This is a genomic window from Aceticella sp. 75b-Ac (genome assembly GCF_056032965.2).
The window spans coordinates 527,031-546,875 of record NZ_CM190971.1; the positions used below are offsets into that span (position 1 = coordinate 527,031).

Genomic DNA, 19,845 nt, shown 5'->3' on the forward strand with positions numbered 1-19,845 from the left:
TATATGTTTAAAAATTTATGCGAGAAATCTCCATGGATTTATCATATGAATACTGGTTCCTGTAATGGATGTGATATAGAAATTTTAACATTATTTTCTTCCAAATTTGATGTTGAGAGACTGGGAATAAAAATGGTCGGCAGTCCAAAACATGCTGATATACTGCTTATTACGGGTCCTGTAACGGCAAGATGTAAAGAGCCGCTTTTAAAGGTTTATGAAATGATTCCAGAACCTAAGGTGGTTGTAGCGGTTGGTACCTGTGCTATAAGTGGAGGAGCTTTTAGTGGTGGATATAGTATAGTTGGACCTGCAGACAAATTTATTCCAGTGGATGTTTATGTAAGCGGATGTTCTGCACATCCAAATGCTATTATAGAGGGCTTAATGAAAGCAGCAAAGATTTTTGGGGAGTTGAGAAAAAAATGAAAGAGCTTTTAGCAATATTTATTTACCCTGGTTTATTGTTTGCAATCTTACTTGGAGGTTGTATGGAAGGATTCAGGAGAAAGATAAAAGCGAGGATGCAGTTAAGACAAGGTCCTCCTATTTTTCAACCATTTTATGATATAGGAAAGCTTTTGTTTAAACAGGTTGTAAAAACAAGAGAGGTTTCTGGCTTTATATACTATTTTGTGCCATTTATAGGTATTATATCTTTAATGTTAGCTTTTTCTTTATTTCCTTTGCCTTTTAATTATCAAAGGAATATAAGTGCCTTCAAAAGTTCTTTTGATATGATCATTATATTATATCTTTTGGAAGTTCCATTAATTTCTCAGATACTTTTTGGTTATGGCACAAGGTCGCCATATGGATTTTTAGGAGCTTCAAGGATGGTTCAGATGCTTTTTTCTTATAATATACCATTGCTTATAATCCTGACCTCAATAGCTTTCATGGTAAATCCCATACCCTCTTTTAATTTAATGACCATTGCTAAGACTACATGGTCAGGTCCGGATGTACTTATAAAAATTTTAACATTGCCTATATTTTTAATATGTATGCAGGCAGAAATAAAATTGAATCCTTTTTCTATTGCAAATGCAGAAACAGAGATTTTAGAAGGTATTATGGTAGAGGCATCGGGTTTGGTTTTGCTTATGTTTGAAGTAATGCATTATTTGGAATTGGCGGCTGTTGCTTTTCTATTTGCTATATTGTATTTACCAGTTTTATTAGTTCCACCAACGGTGGGTTTGTTAATAATTATTTTATCTTCATTTTTGCTTACTTTTATAATGACTTATTTTGAAGCAGCAACGGCAAGATTGCGGCTTGCTCAAGTTTCAAGTTTTTATTTTAAAGTGGTTCTTCCAGCATCTATTGTTATGCTATTATTATCTTATTTGATGTGAAAGAGGTGAAAATACAATGAATAAAACCGGCAAATTTCTTCTTAAAAGTCTTTTTAAAAAGCCAATTTCCGAGAAATTTCCGAAGGGTCCTTTACCTGAGATGAGTGAGAATTACAGGGGTTTCCCTAAACATAAGCCGGAAAAATGTATCGGATGCGGTATATGTATATATTTTTGTCCTACGAACGCCATCAGGATGGAGGATAATACAGATGGAAAAATATATATTATAGATAAGGGTAAATGTATATCCTGTAAGCAGTGTGCAGACGCATGTCCTATGGGAGCTATTGAATTTATTAATACACCTGTAATGTCGGTATTTGATAAGAAAAATATGGTAGATACGACAAAAGTTGAATTTGTGAAATGTAAATCCTGTGGAGAATTGATGCCTAAACCTGCTCTACTCGCAACAAAAAATTTAAAGAAAAAAGATAATGTACCATCATATCTTTTTCTTTGTCCAAAATGCAGGAGAGTTTTTGAAAAATAACAAACTTAAATTTTGAGTATTACGGCTTGCATCTTTTCAAGAAATTGAAAATATGCAAGCGTTTAATTTTTATGCTTGCTTTTGATATAATAAGATCTTAGAAAGATAAGATAATAATTTACAAACAATGTATTATAAAGTTATTACCAATATTAAGAAAACGAGGAATATTATGAATAAATATGTAGTTGATTTTATATTTTTGCCTTTGATTGGAGCATTTCATGGATATTTAACCAATAAAGTTGCTATTTGGTTGCTATTTAATCCAAAAGAACCTATTAGGATTCCAATAATAAAGTATGATATTCAAGGCGTGCTTCCGAAAAGGAAAGCTGCTATTGCTGATTCATTAGCTGATGTTGTCGAAAACGAATTGTTTTCACAAAATGATATTAAAAAATTTTTCCAAGAAAACAAAATTTTTATAAAATCAATACCGATGATACATCAGCATATTATGAATAGAATTGAAGAGCAACTACCAAAATGGATTCCAATTGTTATTCGTAGGTCTATTATGGATTATCTATCAAATGTAATGATGAAAGAACTCTTTAGTTTGTTTAAACAATTTGGCGATTATATTGAGGAGGTTCAGACAGCACTTCCGATAAAAGATATTGTAAAAGATAAAATACTAAAACTTAATTTTACTGAATTGGAGCTTTTGGTACGAAAGGTTGCAAAAAAAGAGCTTTCATTTATAGAATGGCTTGGTTTTTATATGGGTTTAGGAATTGGTTTGATTCAAGGAATATTTCTCATTGCAATCGGACATTGATAAAAAGCAATATTCTTACTATATTAATCCATATCAAAAAAATAAAAGGAATAATAATTCCTTCTCGAGAAAAAATAAGTTTAGAGAAGGAGGTATATATTTATGTATAAAAAGATGATTATTTTATTTATATTATTTGTATTTACATTTACAATAATATCTGAAAATAACATATATGCAGAAAGTTTTGAATTAAAATCAAAATCAGCTATTTTAATGGACGCAGGTACAGGAAAAATATTATTTGAAAAAGACATCCATAAAGAATTACCACCTGCCAGTGTCACAAAAGTTATGACAATGCTTCTAATAATGGAAGCAATTGATTCCGGACAAATAAAACTTACGGATAAAGTTGTTACAAGCCAACATGCTTTTGAAATGGGGGGTACACAGATTTATCTTGAGGTAGGAGAGGAAATGTCTGTAATAGATTTGCTTAAATCAATTGCGATGAATTCAGCTAATGATGCTTCAGTTGCAATGGCTGAATATATAGCAGGCAGCGAAGAAAAATTTGTTGAATTAATGAATAAAAGAGCTAAAGAATTAGGTGCAAAAAATACAAATTTCAAAAATGCATCTGGTTTACCGGAAGAGAATCATCATACATCAGTTTATGATATTGCTTTAATATCAAGAGAACTTACTAAACATAAAGATATTTTTAATTTTTTAACTGATAAAATTGACTCTGTAAGAAATGGAAAATTTAGCTTAGTAAATACAAATAAACTTTTGTGGAGATACCCTGGTGCTGATGGTATAAAGACAGGTTCAACATCAGAGGCTTTGTATTGCCTGTCAGCTACTGCTAAAAGAGGTGATACAAGGTTAATTGCTGTTGTTTTTGGTGCCCCTGATTCAAATATAAGATTTAAAGAAGCTTCAAAGTTATTAGATTATGGATTTAGTAATTATGAAACAAAGAAAATTGCAGCTGCCGGCGAAATATTTGGTAAAACAACCGTATTAAAGGGAAACGAAAATAAAGTTGATGCTATAGCAAATTATGATGAATATATTCTTTTAAAGAAAGGTCAGTCAAAGAATATAAAAGAAAAGATAGAAATGAATAAATATATCTATGCACCGGTAAAAAAAGGTACTAAAATAGGTGTAATAAAAGTCTTTGACGGAAATAATATTATTAAAACAATAGATTTGTACACTGCAAAGGATATTAAAAAATCAAATGTTTTTAATTTTTATAAAAAGATAACAAAAAGCTGGTTAACTATAAATGATTAAATTGTAAAAAGCATATGTTTAAATGTAAATAGATTATTTTAAGAATTCCTCCTTGTTTTGTTGTATTTTTTATAGTAAAATATAACAAAACAAGGAGGAATTTCAATTTGTATATCGAATATATAATGTGGAGGGATGAAAATGAATATTAGCTTTAAGAAGGTATCTAATACATTAATTGTTAAAGTCAAAGGTGAACTTGATCATCATACAGCAAATATGTTTAAAGAAGATGTCGATAAAGAATATGGAAAGGGATTCAAAAATATTATTTTTGATTTTAAACAATTAAATTTTATGGACAGCTCTGGAATTGGTGTGATTTTAGGGAGATATAAAAAAGTCAAAGAAAATAAAGGTAATATATCAATAGTTAATCCTAATTCTCAATTATTAAAGGTCATTGAATTATCAGGGCTTTTAAGAGTAATTAACTATTATGATAAAATTGATGATGCAATTAATAACTTTTAAGGGGGATAATTATGAATTATTCAAATAAAATGGAATTAAAATTTTTAAGCAAATCTCAAAATGAATCATTTGCAAGAACGGTAATAGCAGCATTTGCAACGCAATTAGATCCAACAATAGAAGAAATAGCTGATATTAAAACGGCTGTTTCTGAAGCTGTTACAAATTCAATATTACATGGATATGAAAATAAAACAGGAGATATTATTTTAAAATCAGAAATTGATGGTAATAAGATATACATAGAAGTTATTGATTATGGTAAGGGCATTGATGATATTAAAAAAGCAATGGAACCTTTATATACATCAAAACCTGATGAAGATAGGTCTGGTATGGGATTTACAGTTATGCAAACCTTTATGGATGAACTTGAGGTTGAATCAACACCTGGAAAAGGCACAACAGTCAGAATGATAAAATATATTAACACACATAGATGAGGTGCAACTATGTTTAATAAAGACTTTGAAAGGAATGGTGACAGCTTTGACCTTATTAAAAAATCACAAAATGGTGATAAAATCGCATTAGAAAAATTGCTAATAGATAATAGCGGACTCGTATGGAGCATAGTAAAGAAATTTTCAAATAGGGGTTATGAAGCTGAAGATTTATATCAAATTGGCTGTATAGGATTTGTTAAAGCTATATATAAATTTGATATGTCTTACAATGTAAAACTAACTACATATGCTGTACCAATAATCCTTGGAGAAATTAAGCGGTTTATAAGAGATGATGGATTAATAAAAGTCAGCAGATCTTTAAAGGAACTATCAAATAAAGCTTATTTTGAAAAAGAAAGATTAGAAAAAGTTCTTAATAGAGAGCCATCAATACAAGAAATAGCAAATGAATTAGATGTTTCTGCTGAAGATATTGCCATGGCTTTTGAATCAAGATCTGCAACTGAATACCTTTTTGATAATCCTCAGCATAATGATGGTGACAATATATCCTTGATTGATAAAATAAGCACAAATGATAATAATGAATATTGTATAGAAGATAAATTAGCATTGCGAATGATTCTTCAGAAATTAAAATCTCGCGAAAGGCAAATAATTATATTAAGATATTTTAAGGAAATGACACAAACTGAAGTAGCAAAACTTTTAAAAATATCACAGGTTCAGGTCTCGAGAATTGAAAAAAAAGTATTACAAAAAATAAAATCTCAACTTACATAGCCTATGTAGGTTAAAGTTTTTGAATGAAAATTTTAATATATCACATAATATAAATGTAGTTGAGGTGAAACTAATGAAAAGAATAATAATAATTTCTGCTACTGTGTTAATAGCAATTGCAGCTCTATTTTTATTTAAGCATAGTACGATAAAAAGAATACCTGAAAATGCAAAATTGGTATATATCATGAAGGAGGTAAATAAAATGGCAGTTGTTAAGATATTAAACGTTGTGGGAGATTCGACAAAAAGCTGGGATGATGCTATTCAAAGTGCGGTAGAAGAAGCATCAAAAACTGTTGATAATATATCGGGGGTAGAAGTAATGAATCAGACAGCTAATGTCAGAGATGGGAAAATCGTAGAATATAAAGCAAATGTTCAAATTGCATTCAAAGTCGACAGATAGTTAAAGAGCACCATTCGGTGCTCTTTTAAGGAGGAAATTTAATGGAAAAAGATATACAGAAGCAGCAGGAATATAAGGATATTGCTCAAAAATACGAGCCGAAACCAACCTTTCTAAAAAATATAATATGGGCTTTTATTGTTGGAGGATTAATATGCGACATAGGGCAGATATTCCTAAATTATTTTGTTTCAAAAGGAATGAATCCTGAACAGGCCGGTACTTCTGTTTCTATTGTAATGGTTTTTCTTGGGGCTTTTTTTACCGGATTAGGTATATATGATGACATAGGACGTTTTGCAGGTGCTGGTTCCATAGTTCCAATAACAGGATTTGCCAATTCTATTGTTTCACCTGCAATGGAGTTTAAAAAAGAAGGTTATGTATTTGGTGCAGCTGCTAAAATGTTTAACATAGCAGGACCTGTAATAGTTTATGGTGTGAGTACATCAATAATTATTGGTCTTATTTATCTCTTTTTCAAATGAAAGGATGTGGTATCAATGGCAAATAAAAAAATCGGAACACAATCTGTAAAATTATCCAATCCTCCTTCTTTTATATCATCTGCTACTATCGTAGGTCCCAAAGAAGGAAAAGGGCCATTGAAAGATTATTTTGATATTATATTAACAGATGACACGTATGGAGAAAAAAGTTGGGAAAAAGCAGAATGTAAAATGTTTCAAGATTCTATTAATTTAGCATTAAAAAAAGTAAATTTACAAATTAATGATATTGATTATTTACTCGGTGGGGATCTTTTAAACCAGATAATAACTGCAAGTTTCGCTGCAAGACAATTTAATGTACCTACTTTAGGACTATATGGTGCCTGTTCAACAATGGCAGAAGGATTGTCCCTTGGTGCAATGCTAATTGATGGAGAATATGCAGATAATGTTATTATAACTACTTCAAGTCATTTTTCAACTGCTGAAAGACAATACAGATTTCCATTAGAACAAGGGGTGCAAAGACCTTTTACATCTCAATGGACTGTTACTGGTTCAGGTTCATCGATTTTAAGTTCAAAAGGGGAAGGTCCATATATAACACATATTACAATAGGCAAGGTAATCGATTTAGGAATAAAGGATGCAAACAACATGGGAGCTGCAATGGCACCAGCTGCAGCAGATACAATTATAACCCATTTTAATGATACAGGTTTTACAATAGATGACTACGACCTTATAATAACTGGTGATATGGCAAGGGTAGGCAGAAATATTCTTTTAGACCTTCTTAATAAGGAGGGATATAATATTGATAGTAAATATAAGGATTGTGGCATAGAAATTTTTGATGAAACACAAGATGTGCATTCAGGCGGCAGTGGCGCAGGATGTTCCTCTGTAGTCCTAAATAGTTGGCTTTTGAGCAAAATAAAAAATGGTATTTATAATAGAGTATTATTTATTGCTACAGGTGCATTACTTTCACCTACCAGCAGTCAACAGGGTGAATCTATTCCAGCAATCGCACATGCTGTTACTATATGTAAAAATTTTTAAATGGAGGCATGGATATATGGACTATGTAAGAGCATTTTTGGTTGGGGGTATGATTTGTGCTATAGCCCAGATTTTAATGGATAAAACAAAACTTACTCCTGCCAGAATACTTGTACTATATGTTACACTTGGAGCAATTTTAGGAGGATTGGGTATTTATAAAAAACTCATCACCATAGGAGGCGCTGGTGCTACAATTCCTTTAATGGGATTTGGCAATTCACTTGCGCAGGGAACAATTAAAGCTGTTTCAAAGGATGGATTAACAGGAGTATTTACGGGAGGACTTACTGCAACAGCTGGTGGTATAGCTGCTGCGGTATTCTTTGGTTATATTTTCTCACTTATATTCAATCCCAGAACAAAAAAATAAGCTTAATACTCCAAATAGGCATAATAATATTTAAAGATTATGCTTATTTTTTATTGAAATATGTTATAATAATTTAAAGTTATAATATATAGTTGAAAGGCTGTGTTATAAATAAAAGTATATATATCTAATATGGAATTAATAAGTATCTTGAAAGAAATTTGCAGAAAAATCAATATAAAGTGTTACATAGTTGGTGGATTTATAAGGGATTTTTTCTTAGGCGTAAAAAACTATGATATAGATATAACCATTGAAGGTAATGGCATAGAATTTGCTAAAATTCTAAACAAGTATATAAATGGTACTTTAAGGGTTTATAATAAATTCAAAACTGCTTCAATAACAGCTGAAAATTATATAATTGATATTGCGTCTGCTAGATGCGAGTATTATAAATATCCAGCAGCTCTCCCTGTAGTTAAATTTTCTGATATAAAGGAAGATATTGCAAGAAGAGATTTTACAATTAATATGCTTGCATATGATGTTTTAAATGATGCCATTATAGATTACTACAATGGTTTAAAGGATTTACAGAATAAAGTTATTAGGGTAATTAATGATAAAAGTTTTATTGATGATCCAACAAGGATTTTTAGAGCATTAAGATACAGTGGCAGATATGGATTTAAAATAGATGATAAAACAGATATTTTGATTAAAAAAGCAGTTAATGGAGGTTTTATAAAAAAATTATCAAATGATAGAATAATAAATGAGATTTTTTTGTTTTTACAAGAAAATAAAACTGATTTAATTATTGAAAGCATGATATCATATGGGATTCAAAAAGAGATATTTGATAATATTAAGCTTAACATAAAAAAAATTAATAGTACTATTAATAATGGTGACATTATATTATATAGATTTTTGCTTTTGTTTTATAATATTGATGATAAAGGTATCAAATATCTTTTAAATAGATATAATTTAAGACGTAAATACATAGAAGCTCTTAAAGAGTTAGTTTTAACAAAAAATAATTTATGTTTTTTGAAAGATAATTGCGACAATATATATATATATAATACTTTTAAAAATATTAAATATGAAGTATTAATGGCAATCAATATAAGTGAAGATATAGCTATAAAAAAAATAATAAACCATTATATTAATCATTTGTCTCATATAAAACTTACAGTAAATGGTAATGATATCAGAAATGCCGGATTAAATCCGGGTCCAGTGTATTCTATCATATTGAAGAAAATATTTAATGCCAGATTACAAGGTAAGATTAAAAACCATGATGAAGAATTGAATTTGCTAAAAATATATGTCAATAAAGTAAAGAAAGGAGAGTTAATTTGAATTCAACATTAATAGATTTTATTTACAGGATTCCGGCATTAATAATAGCAATGAGTTTCCATGAATATTGCCATGGCTATGTTGCGGATAAGATGGGTGATCCTACTCCAAGACAAAATGGAAGGCTTACACTTAATCCTATTGCCCACATAGATCCTATAGGATTTTTAACATTATTAATTTTTAAATTTGGATGGGCAAAACCTGTTCCAATTAATCCTTATTATTTTATAGACAAAAGAAAAGGAGTATTTTTGGTGTCATTAGCCGGTCCTTTATCAAATGTTTTTCTTGCTATGATAACACGAATATTAATGGCTTTGTTTAGTGGTTTCCATTTAATAGAAGATTTTTTAACATTGCTTTATATTTACAATATGTTTTTTGCTATTTTTAATTTGATACCAATTCCACCACTTGACGGTTCAAAAATATTGTGGAGCTTTCTTCCACCAAAACAGGCTTATATATTTTCGCAGTATGAACAATATGGATTTGTTATATTGCTCTTACTCTTAGTTACTGGATTTTTTGGTATTATCTTATATCCACTTTATAATGGACTTGATTCAATAATATCTGCAATTTTAAAGCCTTTTGGAGTCTAACAATGTATAATGTAAAACTTGATACTTTTGAAGGACCTTTTGATTTATTATTTCATTTAATAGAGAAAAATGAAGTGGACATAAAGGATATACCAATAGCAACAATACTTGATCAATATATGGAATATCTCAATAAAATGCAGAAAATCGACCTTGATATAACAACAGATTTTATATTAATGGCAGCGACTCTTATGAAAATAAAGTCTGAGATGCTTTTGCCAAAGATTTGTAAAGATGAAATGAATAATATGCAAGTGCAGGAAGTTGACCCAAGAGAAGAACTTGTCACAAAATTGATGGAATATAAAAAATATAAAGTTATTGCGGAAAAATTAAAGTCAATGTGTTTATTTAACAAAAGATTTTTTAAGGAAAATCCCGAAATTAAATATATCGACCGATCATTGTCTTTAAAATATTGTAAAAATGATATTGTTAAAACATATCAAAAAATTACAAGCAAATTAGAGCATAACATAGAAGCAATAAAATATACTAAAGAACCTTATACAGTTGAAGATAAAATAAAAATATTTATTAAAAAATTAATACGCAGACCTATTTTGCTTTTCAGTGAATTTATACGTAAAAGCCGGGAAAAATCGGAAGTTATAGTATCCTTTATTGCTCTTTTAGAATTAATTAGATTAAATAAAATAACTGCAGAGCAAAACCAGGTCTTTGGCGATATATTAATCAAAAAACTTCAGGAGTGAAAATATGCATATAGAGAATATCTTAGAGGCGATTCTTTTTGCTTCAGGTGGTCCAGTAAAAATAAAAACACTAAGCAATATCTTGAATCTACCTGAAAAAGAAGTAATTGAAGCTGCTTTAAATTTAGAAAAGTACTATGAAAAAGAAAGACGTGGAATAAAAATAATAAAAATAAATAGTAGTTTTGAAATGTGTTCAAACGAAATTTATGGAGAATATGTAAAAAAGGCTCTTGACATGGATATAAAGCAGGGGTTGTCACAGGCAGCACTTGAAGTACTGTCAATAATAGCATATAATCAACCTATAACAAGAATAGAGATAGAAAAAATCAGAGGAGTTAAATGTGAAAAAGCAATAAACACGTTATTGCAATTTAATTTGATTAAGGATAATGGAAGAGTGCAGGGACCTGGAAGAGCTATTTTATATGTTACAACTGAAGATTTTTTGAAATGTTTTAATTTACCTTCTTTAAATCAATTGCCACCAATAGATAACATAAATTAAGCATGTATTATTTTAAAGTTTTATGGTAAAAAATAATTAAAGAAGGTGTATTTATGAAATATATATATATATTAGTATTTTTAATTTTTATCATTTCAACAATATATTTTTTACCGATTACGATGAAAATCAAATTTAAAAATTTAAATCAAAATTTTAATTTAGACATATATTTATATATGCTATTTAGAATTAGACTTGGATATTTTAACATGTACTATAAAGGAGTAGGAGAAAATAATCGGTTTGAAATTACAATAAGAACCATCTTTAATATTAAACTTTTTAATTTAATTATAGATGTTGCTGATTTAAGTTTAAAGGAGAAAAAACCAGTTATAAAATATAATTTATATACAAAGTTTTTGTTTAGATTAATACATAAAAAAAATAAAAAAAAGATATTCAGTTTTAAAGATATGAAAAATATATTACATATATTCAAAGGTAATTATTGTGATTTTTATGTTCTAACTATAAATATTTTAAATAACATTAGATTTCGTAAATTCAATTTATCTTTAGAAGCTGGTTTTAGTGACGCATCATTAACTGCAATTTTATTTGGAGTTATCAATGGAATTGTTTATACTGCTCTATCACCAATTTATAATAATGCAAAATTTACTAAGGAACCTTTAATTTCGATAAAACCACATTATGGGAAATCACTAATAGATTCCAGTTTTATTTGCATATTAGATTTTAGATGTGGTAATATTATAATCGATGGGATAAATTTTTTAAGAAAATTTAAAATTTAACTGGAGGTGTTCTGGATGAGTGAACATCCAATTGAAGGATTAATGCAAACAACCATGGAAAGTCTAAAAGATATGATAGATGTAAATACAATTGTAGGTGATGCAGTTGAAACACCTGATGGTACTGTTATAATTCCGATATCTAAAGTTTCATTTGGATTTGCTGCAGGAGGAGGAGAATTTCACAAGCCTTGTGGAGAAAAAGAAAAACAGAATCAACAGGAAAGTGAAAGTGCAAAAATGCCATTTAGTGGAGGAAGTGGAGCTGGTATTTCACTTCAACCAGTTGCATTTATGGTAGTTGGACAAGGACAGATTAGATTACTTCCGGTAAATCAAAATGCTATGATAGAAAGGATAATCGATTTAGCTCCAAAATTAATAGAGGAACTACAAAGCGTATTTGGAAAAAACAAAACATATAAAAAATCAACACCTATAACAGCTGAAAATAACGTAGATTAAATACATTTTGGGGGGCTTATTGTGAGGTATTCTTAACTTCAGGAGGCATAACATGAAAAAGATTTATGTATACATTGTTGCATTTATCTTAATTGTGTCCCCAATAACCACTGAAGCAAATGATATATGCCCACCACAAACTGCAGCCAAGGCTGCAATAGTTATGGACCAACAATCAGGAAGAATATTATATGAAAAAAATATAAATGAAAAACTTCCAATGGCAAGCACAACAAAAATTATGACATTATTGCTGGCACTTGAATATGGTAATTTAAATGACATTGTAACAATAAGTAAAAGAGCTTGCAATGTAGGCGGTTCCTCCATCTGGCTTTCACCTGGCGAGAAAATTACACTTGATAATCTTTTATATGGTCTGATGTTAAATTCCGGAAATGATGCTGCTACAGCAATTGCAGAACATATAGGAGGAAGTGTTGAAAATTTTGCCCATATGATGAATTTAAAAGCAGGCGAAATTGGAGCATCGAATACACATTTTGTTACCCCTTCAGGACTTGATATTGACATTAATAATCATTATACAACAGCTTATGACCTTGCGCTTATTACAAGATATGCATTTAACAATTATGAAAAATTTGCACAAATTGTTTCGACAAAAGAAAAGACTATACCATGGTATGGTCATGATTGGGGCAGGTACCTAAAAAATAAGAATAAATTGTTGTGGCAATATGATGGAGCAGATGGTGTAAAAACAGGTTATACTAAAAAGGCAGGCAGATGTCTTGTATCATCTGCTACAAGAAATGGTCATAGGTTAATTGCTGTTGTGCTTAATAGCGGTCCTATGTGGGAAGACTCTGAGAAAATGCTTGATTATGCATTTGCAAAATATAAATATAAGTTAATTATTAATAAGGGTCAGGTTGCAAAAACCTTACCAGTAATAAATGGAAAAAGCAAATATTTACCTGTTATTTTCAGTGATGATTTTGAACTACCTGTCTCAAAAGAAGAAAAGTTAAATATAAATATCAATATGAATTTACCGGAAAATGTAAAAGCACCTATTATAATCGGTGAAAAAATTGGCAGCGTTGATATATTAATTGATAATAAAAAAATTAGTAAAATAGATATTATTGCAGGCAAATCGATTAAACAAAGAGATTTTGGCTATAATTTAAAAACACTTTTTGAAAATTGGATATTGATATTTAATGGTGAAACCTCTTAACGATATGTTAAGAGGTTTATAGTTTCTCAATAAGTAACGAGGTTTTTTACTAAGCTTTTGGTAACAATTTTTTTGTTTAAGAATATCCTGATACTGTGATTCCTTGGGAGGTGTATAATGTGACAAACAGATTAGAATGCATTGATGCCGGAAGCGAATATTGCCCATGTTATTTAGCTGAATTAAATGAATGCATAGTATGTTCTCAACTACAAGGAAAACAATTTTGCGATTGCAACTGGAGAGGGGTATGTATTTATCAAGAATATATATGGGCAGGATGCAAATCAAAATCTACAAGAAAAACAATATTATCAAATATTATAAAAAAAGACATGATAAACGAAAGATTATTAATTTTAACATTAAAAATACCAAAAAAATTATCAAGAGAATTAAATGAGCCAGGTTCGTACATTTTTCTTAGGGATAATTTAAGCCCATCTTTTTTTGATACTCCAATGTCAATTATGTATTCTAATGAAATGGAAGGAATAATAAAACTTGCAGTACAGATTAATGGACCTAAAACCAAATTAATACAGGAATGTAAAGAAAATATCTATATAAGAGGTCCATATTGGAATGGATTATTCGGACATAAATACATCAAAGGGATGCATAATTCAAAATGTTTAGTAGTTCTTAGAGGTATTGCACAGGCACCGGGTGTTATTGTGATATCAAAACTTATACAAAATAATAATAATGTAACTGTTCTTATAGATAAAGGTAAAATTGGAGAATATTTTATAGAAGAATATTTAAAGGATTTTAATATAACAATATTTAAAAAAGATATTTTAAGTAATGATGGACAAAATCTCCTTAGAAATCTTATCAGCGATCAAAATATAAAACTTATATACAGCGGTGGTTCTGATGCACAACACCTTAATATACTTAATTTCATTGATAACTATAATACAGAGGCATATCTTGCTGTTTCAAACAATAATACCATCTGTTGTGGAGAAGGCATTTGTGGAAGCTGTGAAATAGAAATTAACGGGCAAAAAGTACGTTCATGTAAAGTTCAATTAGATGTTAGAAAAGCAATTGAAAGGAGGATTTTACATGCTTAAAGTCGTAATAATAGGTGGCGGATGGGCAGGATGCGCTGCTGCTTTAACAGCTAAAAAAGCTGGTGCAGATGTTGTTTTATTGGAAAAAACTGATATGCTTTTAGGTTGTGGGCTTGTAGGAGGAATAATGAGAAATAACGGCAGGTTTACTGCATCAGAAGAAATAAAATATCTTGGAGGTCATGAATTAATTAATATAACAGATGAATGTGCAAGACATGTAAATATCGAATTTCCAGGACATAAACATGCAAATCTATATGATATAACAATGGTAGAACCAGCGGTACGCAGTATGCTTCTTAATAAAGGAGTAAAAATTAAATTAATTGCACGTGCGGTTGATGTTATTATGAAAGACAAAAATAAAATAAAGGGGATTCTACTATCAGACGATACAGTCGAATATGGTGATATTTTTGTAGAAACAACAGGTTCAACAGGTCCTATGGGTAATTGCTTACGATATGGAAATGGTTGTTCTATGTGCATATTAAGATGCCCTTCTTTTGGACCGAGAATAAGTATAAGTTACAGAGCTGGTGTTGAAGATATACTGGGAATGCGTTCAGACGAAGTTTACGGTGCTTTCAGTGGTTCCTGTAAATTAAATAAAGATTCCTTAAGCAAAGAAATAAGGGAAAAGCTTGATAAAGAAGGTGTTGTGATACTGCCGATTCCAAAAGAAGACATTAATATGGATAAACTTAAAATAAAGGTATGTCAACAGTATGCATTACCTGAATATGCAAAAAATATAATCTTGCTTGATACAGGTCATGCAAAATTAATGACTCCATTTTATCCGCTTGACAAATTAAGAAAAATACCTGGTCTTGAAAGAGCAAGATATGAGGATCCATATTCGGGTGGAAAGACAAATTCCGTAAGGTATCTTTCGATGGCGCCAAGAAATAATGGAATGAAAGTAGAAGGATTGGACAACTTGCTTTGCGCCGGAGAAAAATCCGGTCTTTTCACAGGTCATACAGAAGCAATAGCAACCGGTTGCTTAGCAGGACATAATAGTGTAAGGCTTGCTTTGGGAATGCCTTTACTTGAACTGCCAAGAAATCTTGCATCAGGTGATTTAATAGCATATGAAAATGAATGTATTAAAACCAAGGAAGGTTTAAAAAATAGATACACATTTGCTGGTGGTAGATATTTTGAAAGAATGAAAAATCTTGGACTTTATACAACAGATACTGCTATAATAAAAGATAAAATATCAAGGGATAATTTAATAGGCATTTATGATGAAAAATTAATATAACTAATCAACAAATGGTAGTTATATTTATAATAATCAATTATTAATTTTTACATTTTTAATTGATATTATATTAAATAGTAGCCCCACTAAATGCTGCTAAATAAAAGGCATAGCTATTTAATAAGCAGTATATAGAGTGGGCTAATTTTATAATTAATAAATAGAGATTTTGACAAAACACACATAAAAATTTTGAAAATTAAAGAAAAACATAGTAAAATAAAGTAAAGATGAGATAATTCAAAAAAAAAAAAAACAGTGATAAATGAGCGAATATAGTAAAATATCAGTGTTGCACTATATCTAAATAAGAATTACTATATTAATGAAAGATCTTTCATGTAAAATCACATAAATTCTTATCATAAAAAAGCAATTTTATTAAAACAATCGACCTAAAACAATCCATAAAAATACAAAGGAAAGGAGGAAAAGAATAAGTTACGAAGTCTAAGAACTGTAAATGATGACTTCAGTATTAAAAAAAGTATTTCCAGGAGGGGATGTAAATGAAGAAATTTAAGTTCTATTTGATGTTTTTGCTTGTAGCGTTGATGATTAATACATCATTTGTACAGGTTTTTGCGAATAATACAAATGATGTAAAAGTACTTGAATATTCTGTAAAAGAAAAAGCTAAAAAAGAAGCATCTGTAAATCTCATAAAGCAAGGCATAGTCGAGAAAATCAATAAAGAAATCAGTAAATATAATGCAGAATACAAAAGTAAAATTCTAACAGATAGCGAAATTCAGAAGATGGCTATATTAAAGACAACAAAAAATGAAGATGTAAAATATTTAAGTGTTAATTCGGTAAAACCTCTCTTATCATCTTTATCGCTTGACCTTGGTGATAAAAATCCTCAAGGTACAAATAACATTTCCTTTGATAACTTTGATACAGGTGATATAATTTTAGTACATGATGGTTTCTGCCCATACGGGTACTACCGCCATGCAGGTATATTTGATTCAAGCAGATACAGAGGACTTGATAGTAGATGTTTTATAAGTACCGAATGGACTCCTGGTGTTGTTCTTGAAACTCCAAAATTATATAGAAATTATGATGAAGCTGTGGGCTTGTGGATACCACTCGTTTCATATACAAAAAAGATAAACATTATTAGTTATTTATCCCAGCAGCTTGGTAAGCCATACAATATATTATCATCAAAAAGCAACAGAAATGAATGGTATTGCAGTAAATTACCATGGGCAGGCTATTATGATAAAGGCTTAGATATCGATGGTGATGGTGGGTACTGGGTTAAACCTGTGGATATTTATAACAGTAATAAAACAAGCCCTTTTGCATATGGATACTAATATGTTTTTTAAAAAAGCAGAAATAATCTTTGTATTGTTACTTATCATATTTACTGTATCTGGTTGTGATGACATATATAAAAAAGCTGATTTAAAAAATACAGATAAAAATAATATATATGTGCTGAGTGAGAAAGGTTTAATTTATGTCATAAATAAAAGCTTAAATATAACAAATAAAATGAAACTTTCAACAGATTCAGACAGCATGGATAGCTTTAATAATAAAATATATGCCGCACTTTATGGATATGATATGAAACCGGGAGAAAGCATTGAAATTTTAAAAAATGGACAGAAGTTAAAAGAAATAAAACTCGATTACATCTTGCCTTCAAGTATAAAGATTGATAGAGAAAGAGGATTGGCATACGTTGTGTTTGCACCAAATTCATCAACAAATTACACCCCGGTAGCAGTTATAGACTTAAAAAAAGATACAGTAAAAGAATATATAAAGCTTAATGATTTTATGGCAGACCTAGGATCATTAAGTTGCTTAAATGGGAAGCTTTATGCTGTGCTTACAGGCAATGGATATTATGATATTGTTTCAATTGATCCTGATACACAAAGGATAACTTATTTATTTAATAAAAAGCTTTTGTCCCCACCTTCAGATATGACATTTGGTAATGATGGGCTTTTATATGCTATTTTTCTGAATTTAAGGACTGATAATACACCTGAGTTAAAGATTATTGATGTAAATAATAAACAAATTAAAGATATAATAAAGCTTAAAAACCAATATCCTACAAGAATAATAGTGTCAGATAACAAAATTTATATATCAAATCTGAATCCACTTAACTTAGAAGGAAGCACAATAACAGTATATAATAAACAAAGCGGTAAGATTTCTTATATAAATGATGTTAATGGCTGCTATTGGATGTTTAGTAAAAATAATCAGCTTTTTGTAGCAAACTATAAAGATGCTGAAATAATAGTTATTGATATGAAAAGTGATAAAATACAAAAGAAAATAAAATTAAATAATAGGCCTTTTTTAATAATATCAATGTAAAATACCATATAATTTAGTTTAAATATTTATAAACCCTGTATATTTAGAGGCTCAACATCATTACTGTGATATTTTGAAAAAATGGTATTGCCTGCTTTTGCAGGCTCTTTCTATTGTCAAAAGGGGACGTACCTTAATTGTCAACATTTTGCTATAATGCTTATAGAAATCCAGTTGCTCTTTAAATTTGCCGAATTGAAGCCTTCTTCCTCTTTTAGCTGTTTAATAATTTTGTTTCGCTTTGATTTTGGCAATAATCCAATCTCTTTTGGTTCTTTGGAATCCATCAATTTTATAATTCTTTGTCGTATATATTCATCGTTTTTACCAATTTTATCGTTAACTTCATAATATCCCTTTTCTATGTTTATGATAGTTTTCAAACGTCTTTCTATCCATTCTGCTAAAGCTGCTACATTTTTATTAATCTTAAATCTTTATCTCCTTATAAACTGGCAATGTTGAGTAAAGGTTTGTCTCATGTTTATGTTACACTAAAACTTTTAGTGTAACATAAACAATATATGATTGGGGAACAGGAGAAGGATGGTCTCATGCTGCTATAGTAACTGATTATGGCCAAGATCCACATTCGCCGCACTATGGAGATTTACAAGATCAACATACTACAGACAGAAAATGGGCAATATGGCATTTAAAGCCTTATAATAAATATTCTTCAACAACAACTATTATGGCTATAAGACCTAAATAAAATGTATAGAAAAGGCGGTGAAAACATGAAAGAAAGATTAGTTTCAAGGTCGAGTATTCTTATAAGTCTGGCAATATTGCTTATAATAGGATTTGCGATATTAACAATTTTAGGATTTCAAGACAAAGCCAAATATAATGATATAAACAAAATTAAGAGAGTTATAATGGAAGCCGAGGATATGGAAAATACAATATATCTTTTACCAGAAGCATATAACTCGTCACCGGAAGTTGAGGTACCAAATGAGGTTATAGATTCAATGAACAAAAAAGTAATATCAGAATGCCAGAAATATTACAGTGCTAAATCCGGTTTGCTTGCTGATAGAATAAAAGTTTTACAAATGGCTGTTGATGCACAGGCTAAAGACAAAGAAAGTAGAGTTGTGAAAAACATAAATAAAAGTATAAAATTTATTGATCTAAATATTAATGGTGATACAGCAACAGTAATTGCAGATATTTCTGGACAGGCTACGATAATTTCGCTTGTGCCACAAGGTGTTGATATAAATAAATATAAGACCAGTAATAAAAAAGAAGAAATTAAACCAGAAATGAAAGCAAAAATGGAAGAAGACATAAAGAATGCTCCTAAAAAATTAGTAACAAATAGTCCTGAGGGAACAATGAGATTTTATTATAATTTGGCTAAAGAAGATGGGGTATGGAAAATAACTTCAAGAAAAGGTGATTTTTTACCAGGTCAGGGACCATAAAACAAATTAATTTAAGAGAGTAGATAGATAGTAGCCCACCCTTGATGCTGCAAAATAAAAGGCAAGCAGTATAAAGAATGGGCTATTTTAAAAATTAAAAAATACATAAAGATTATTGTAAATGGCAGGAAAATCGAGTAAAATAAAGTAAGAATGAGATAATTTAAAAAGACGGTTTTAAATAGGAAAATGTGAGGTTATTTAAGGTTTGCACTAGAAAAAAACAAATGTTACA

25 protein-coding genes are annotated in these 19,845 nt (G+C 29.6%); 24 read left to right on the top strand and 1 reads right to left on the bottom strand.

Annotated elements, in window-relative coordinates:
• Positions 1-3 precede the first annotated feature (3 nt).
• The 23 genes from AC0LWJ_RS02835 (at position 4) to AC0LWJ_RS02945 (ending at position 18,174) form a co-directional block, all read left to right on the top strand.
• Complete coding sequence (locus tag AC0LWJ_RS02835; protein WP_474239915.1) at positions 4-429, top strand: NADH-quinone oxidoreductase subunit B family protein; 426 nt, start codon at positions 4-6, stop codon at positions 427-429.
• Positions 426-1,361, top strand: coding sequence for a respiratory chain complex I subunit 1 family protein (locus tag AC0LWJ_RS02840; RefSeq protein ID WP_474239912.1), 936 nt, complete (start codon positions 426-428; stop codon positions 1,359-1,361). Before AC0LWJ_RS02835 ends, AC0LWJ_RS02840 begins: the two co-directional genes overlap by 4 nt.
• A gap of 16 nt (positions 1,362-1,377) precedes the next feature.
• Positions 1,378-1,857 carry a 4Fe-4S binding protein gene (locus tag AC0LWJ_RS02845; RefSeq protein ID WP_474239910.1) on the top strand — a complete coding sequence of 160 codons (480 nt, stop codon included), beginning with the start codon at positions 1,378-1,380 and terminating at the stop codon, positions 1,855-1,857.
• Positions 1,858-2,029: 172 nt separating this feature from the next.
• Entirely contained in the window at positions 2,030-2,641 is a 612-nt protein-coding gene (locus AC0LWJ_RS02850) for a DUF445 domain-containing protein (RefSeq protein WP_474239908.1), read from the top strand.
• 102 nt (positions 2,642-2,743) lie between these two features.
• Positions 2,744-3,892, top strand: a complete 1,149-nt coding sequence (locus AC0LWJ_RS02855) for a D-alanyl-D-alanine carboxypeptidase family protein (RefSeq protein ID WP_474239906.1) — start codon at positions 2,744-2,746, stop codon at positions 3,890-3,892.
• A 141-nt stretch (positions 3,893-4,033) separates the two neighbouring features.
• Entirely contained in the window at positions 4,034-4,366 is a 333-nt protein-coding gene (gene spoIIAA / locus AC0LWJ_RS02860) for an anti-sigma F factor antagonist (RefSeq protein WP_284679162.1), read from the top strand.
• 11 nt (positions 4,367-4,377) lie between these two features.
• Positions 4,378-4,809, top strand: coding sequence for an anti-sigma F factor (spoIIAB, locus tag AC0LWJ_RS02865; RefSeq protein ID WP_474239904.1), 432 nt, complete (start codon positions 4,378-4,380; stop codon positions 4,807-4,809).
• A gap of 9 nt (positions 4,810-4,818) precedes the next feature.
• Positions 4,819-5,559 carry an RNA polymerase sporulation sigma factor SigF gene (gene sigF / locus AC0LWJ_RS02870; protein WP_474239902.1) on the top strand — a complete coding sequence of 247 codons (741 nt, stop codon included), beginning with the start codon at positions 4,819-4,821 and terminating at the stop codon, positions 5,557-5,559.
• Positions 5,560-5,632: 73 nt separating this feature from the next.
• Entirely contained in the window at positions 5,633-5,968 is a 336-nt protein-coding gene (locus tag AC0LWJ_RS02875) for a dodecin family protein (RefSeq protein ID WP_474239900.1), read from the top strand.
• A gap of 41 nt (positions 5,969-6,009) precedes the next feature.
• Positions 6,010-6,456, top strand: a complete 447-nt coding sequence (spoVAC, locus tag AC0LWJ_RS02880) for a stage V sporulation protein AC (RefSeq protein ID WP_474239898.1) — start codon at positions 6,010-6,012, stop codon at positions 6,454-6,456.
• A 15-nt stretch (positions 6,457-6,471) separates the two neighbouring features.
• Positions 6,472-7,485 (top strand): stage V sporulation protein AD, encoded by a 1,014-nt coding sequence (gene spoVAD, locus AC0LWJ_RS02885; protein WP_474239897.1) that lies wholly within the window; start codon positions 6,472-6,474, stop codon positions 7,483-7,485.
• Positions 7,486-7,501: 16 nt separating this feature from the next.
• Complete coding sequence (gene spoVAE, locus AC0LWJ_RS02890) at positions 7,502-7,858, top strand: stage V sporulation protein AE (protein WP_474239895.1); 357 nt, start codon at positions 7,502-7,504, stop codon at positions 7,856-7,858.
• A gap of 132 nt (positions 7,859-7,990) precedes the next feature.
• Positions 7,991-9,178 carry a CCA tRNA nucleotidyltransferase gene (locus AC0LWJ_RS02895; protein WP_474239893.1) on the top strand — a complete coding sequence of 396 codons (1,188 nt, stop codon included), beginning with the start codon at positions 7,991-7,993 and terminating at the stop codon, positions 9,176-9,178.
• Between the two features lie 50 nt (positions 9,179-9,228).
• On the top strand, positions 9,229-9,786 hold the full coding sequence (locus tag AC0LWJ_RS02900) for a site-2 protease family protein (protein WP_474239924.1): 558 nt from the start codon (positions 9,229-9,231) through the stop codon (positions 9,784-9,786).
• Between the two features lie 2 nt (positions 9,787-9,788).
• Positions 9,789-10,505 (top strand): segregation and condensation protein A, encoded by a 717-nt coding sequence (locus tag AC0LWJ_RS02905; protein ID WP_474239891.1) that lies wholly within the window; start codon positions 9,789-9,791, stop codon positions 10,503-10,505.
• 4 nt (positions 10,506-10,509) lie between these two features.
• The gene (gene scpB / locus AC0LWJ_RS02910) at positions 10,510-11,016 is read left to right on the top strand and encodes an SMC-Scp complex subunit ScpB (protein WP_474239889.1); all 507 of its coding nucleotides are present in this window, start codon (positions 10,510-10,512) and stop codon (positions 11,014-11,016) included.
• A 53-nt stretch (positions 11,017-11,069) separates the two neighbouring features.
• A complete protein-coding gene (locus AC0LWJ_RS02915; RefSeq protein ID WP_503031461.1) occupies positions 11,070-11,780 on the top strand; it encodes a DUF2953 domain-containing protein in 711 nt (236 codons plus the stop codon).
• Positions 11,781-11,795: 15 nt separating this feature from the next.
• Complete coding sequence (ytfJ, locus tag AC0LWJ_RS02920) at positions 11,796-12,245, top strand: GerW family sporulation protein (RefSeq protein WP_284679150.1); 450 nt, start codon at positions 11,796-11,798, stop codon at positions 12,243-12,245.
• Between the two features lie 52 nt (positions 12,246-12,297).
• Entirely contained in the window at positions 12,298-13,452 is a 1,155-nt protein-coding gene (locus tag AC0LWJ_RS02925) for a D-alanyl-D-alanine carboxypeptidase family protein (protein WP_474239885.1), read from the top strand.
• A gap of 119 nt (positions 13,453-13,571) precedes the next feature.
• Entirely contained in the window at positions 13,572-14,537 is a 966-nt protein-coding gene (locus AC0LWJ_RS02930) for a sulfide/dihydroorotate dehydrogenase-like FAD/NAD-binding protein (RefSeq protein WP_474239883.1), read from the top strand.
• Positions 14,530-15,813, top strand: coding sequence for an FAD-dependent oxidoreductase (locus AC0LWJ_RS02935; protein ID WP_474239881.1), 1,284 nt, complete (start codon positions 14,530-14,532; stop codon positions 15,811-15,813). The genes AC0LWJ_RS02930 and AC0LWJ_RS02935 overlap by 8 nt, the downstream gene beginning before the upstream one ends.
• Before the next feature lie 509 nt (positions 15,814-16,322).
• Positions 16,323-17,144, top strand: a complete 822-nt coding sequence (locus AC0LWJ_RS02940) for a hypothetical protein (protein WP_474239879.1) — start codon at positions 16,323-16,325, stop codon at positions 17,142-17,144.
• Positions 17,134-18,174, top strand: a complete 1,041-nt coding sequence (locus AC0LWJ_RS02945; RefSeq protein ID WP_503031462.1) for a YncE family protein — start codon at positions 17,134-17,136, stop codon at positions 18,172-18,174. The genes AC0LWJ_RS02940 and AC0LWJ_RS02945 overlap by 11 nt, the downstream gene beginning before the upstream one ends.
• Positions 18,175-18,314: 140 nt before the next feature.
• Here the strand turns inward: AC0LWJ_RS02945 and AC0LWJ_RS02950 are convergent, their stop codons facing one another.
• Positions 18,315-18,557 (bottom strand): hypothetical protein, encoded by a 243-nt coding sequence (locus AC0LWJ_RS02950; RefSeq protein ID WP_474239876.1) that lies wholly within the window; start codon positions 18,555-18,557, stop codon positions 18,315-18,317.
• Positions 18,558-18,914: 357 nt separating this feature from the next.
• On the opposite strand from AC0LWJ_RS02950, the gene AC0LWJ_RS02955 reads away from it, so the two are divergent.
• Complete coding sequence (locus AC0LWJ_RS02955) at positions 18,915-19,610, top strand: hypothetical protein (protein ID WP_503031463.1); 696 nt, start codon at positions 18,915-18,917, stop codon at positions 19,608-19,610.
• The last annotated feature ends 235 nt before the right edge of the window (positions 19,611-19,845 follow it).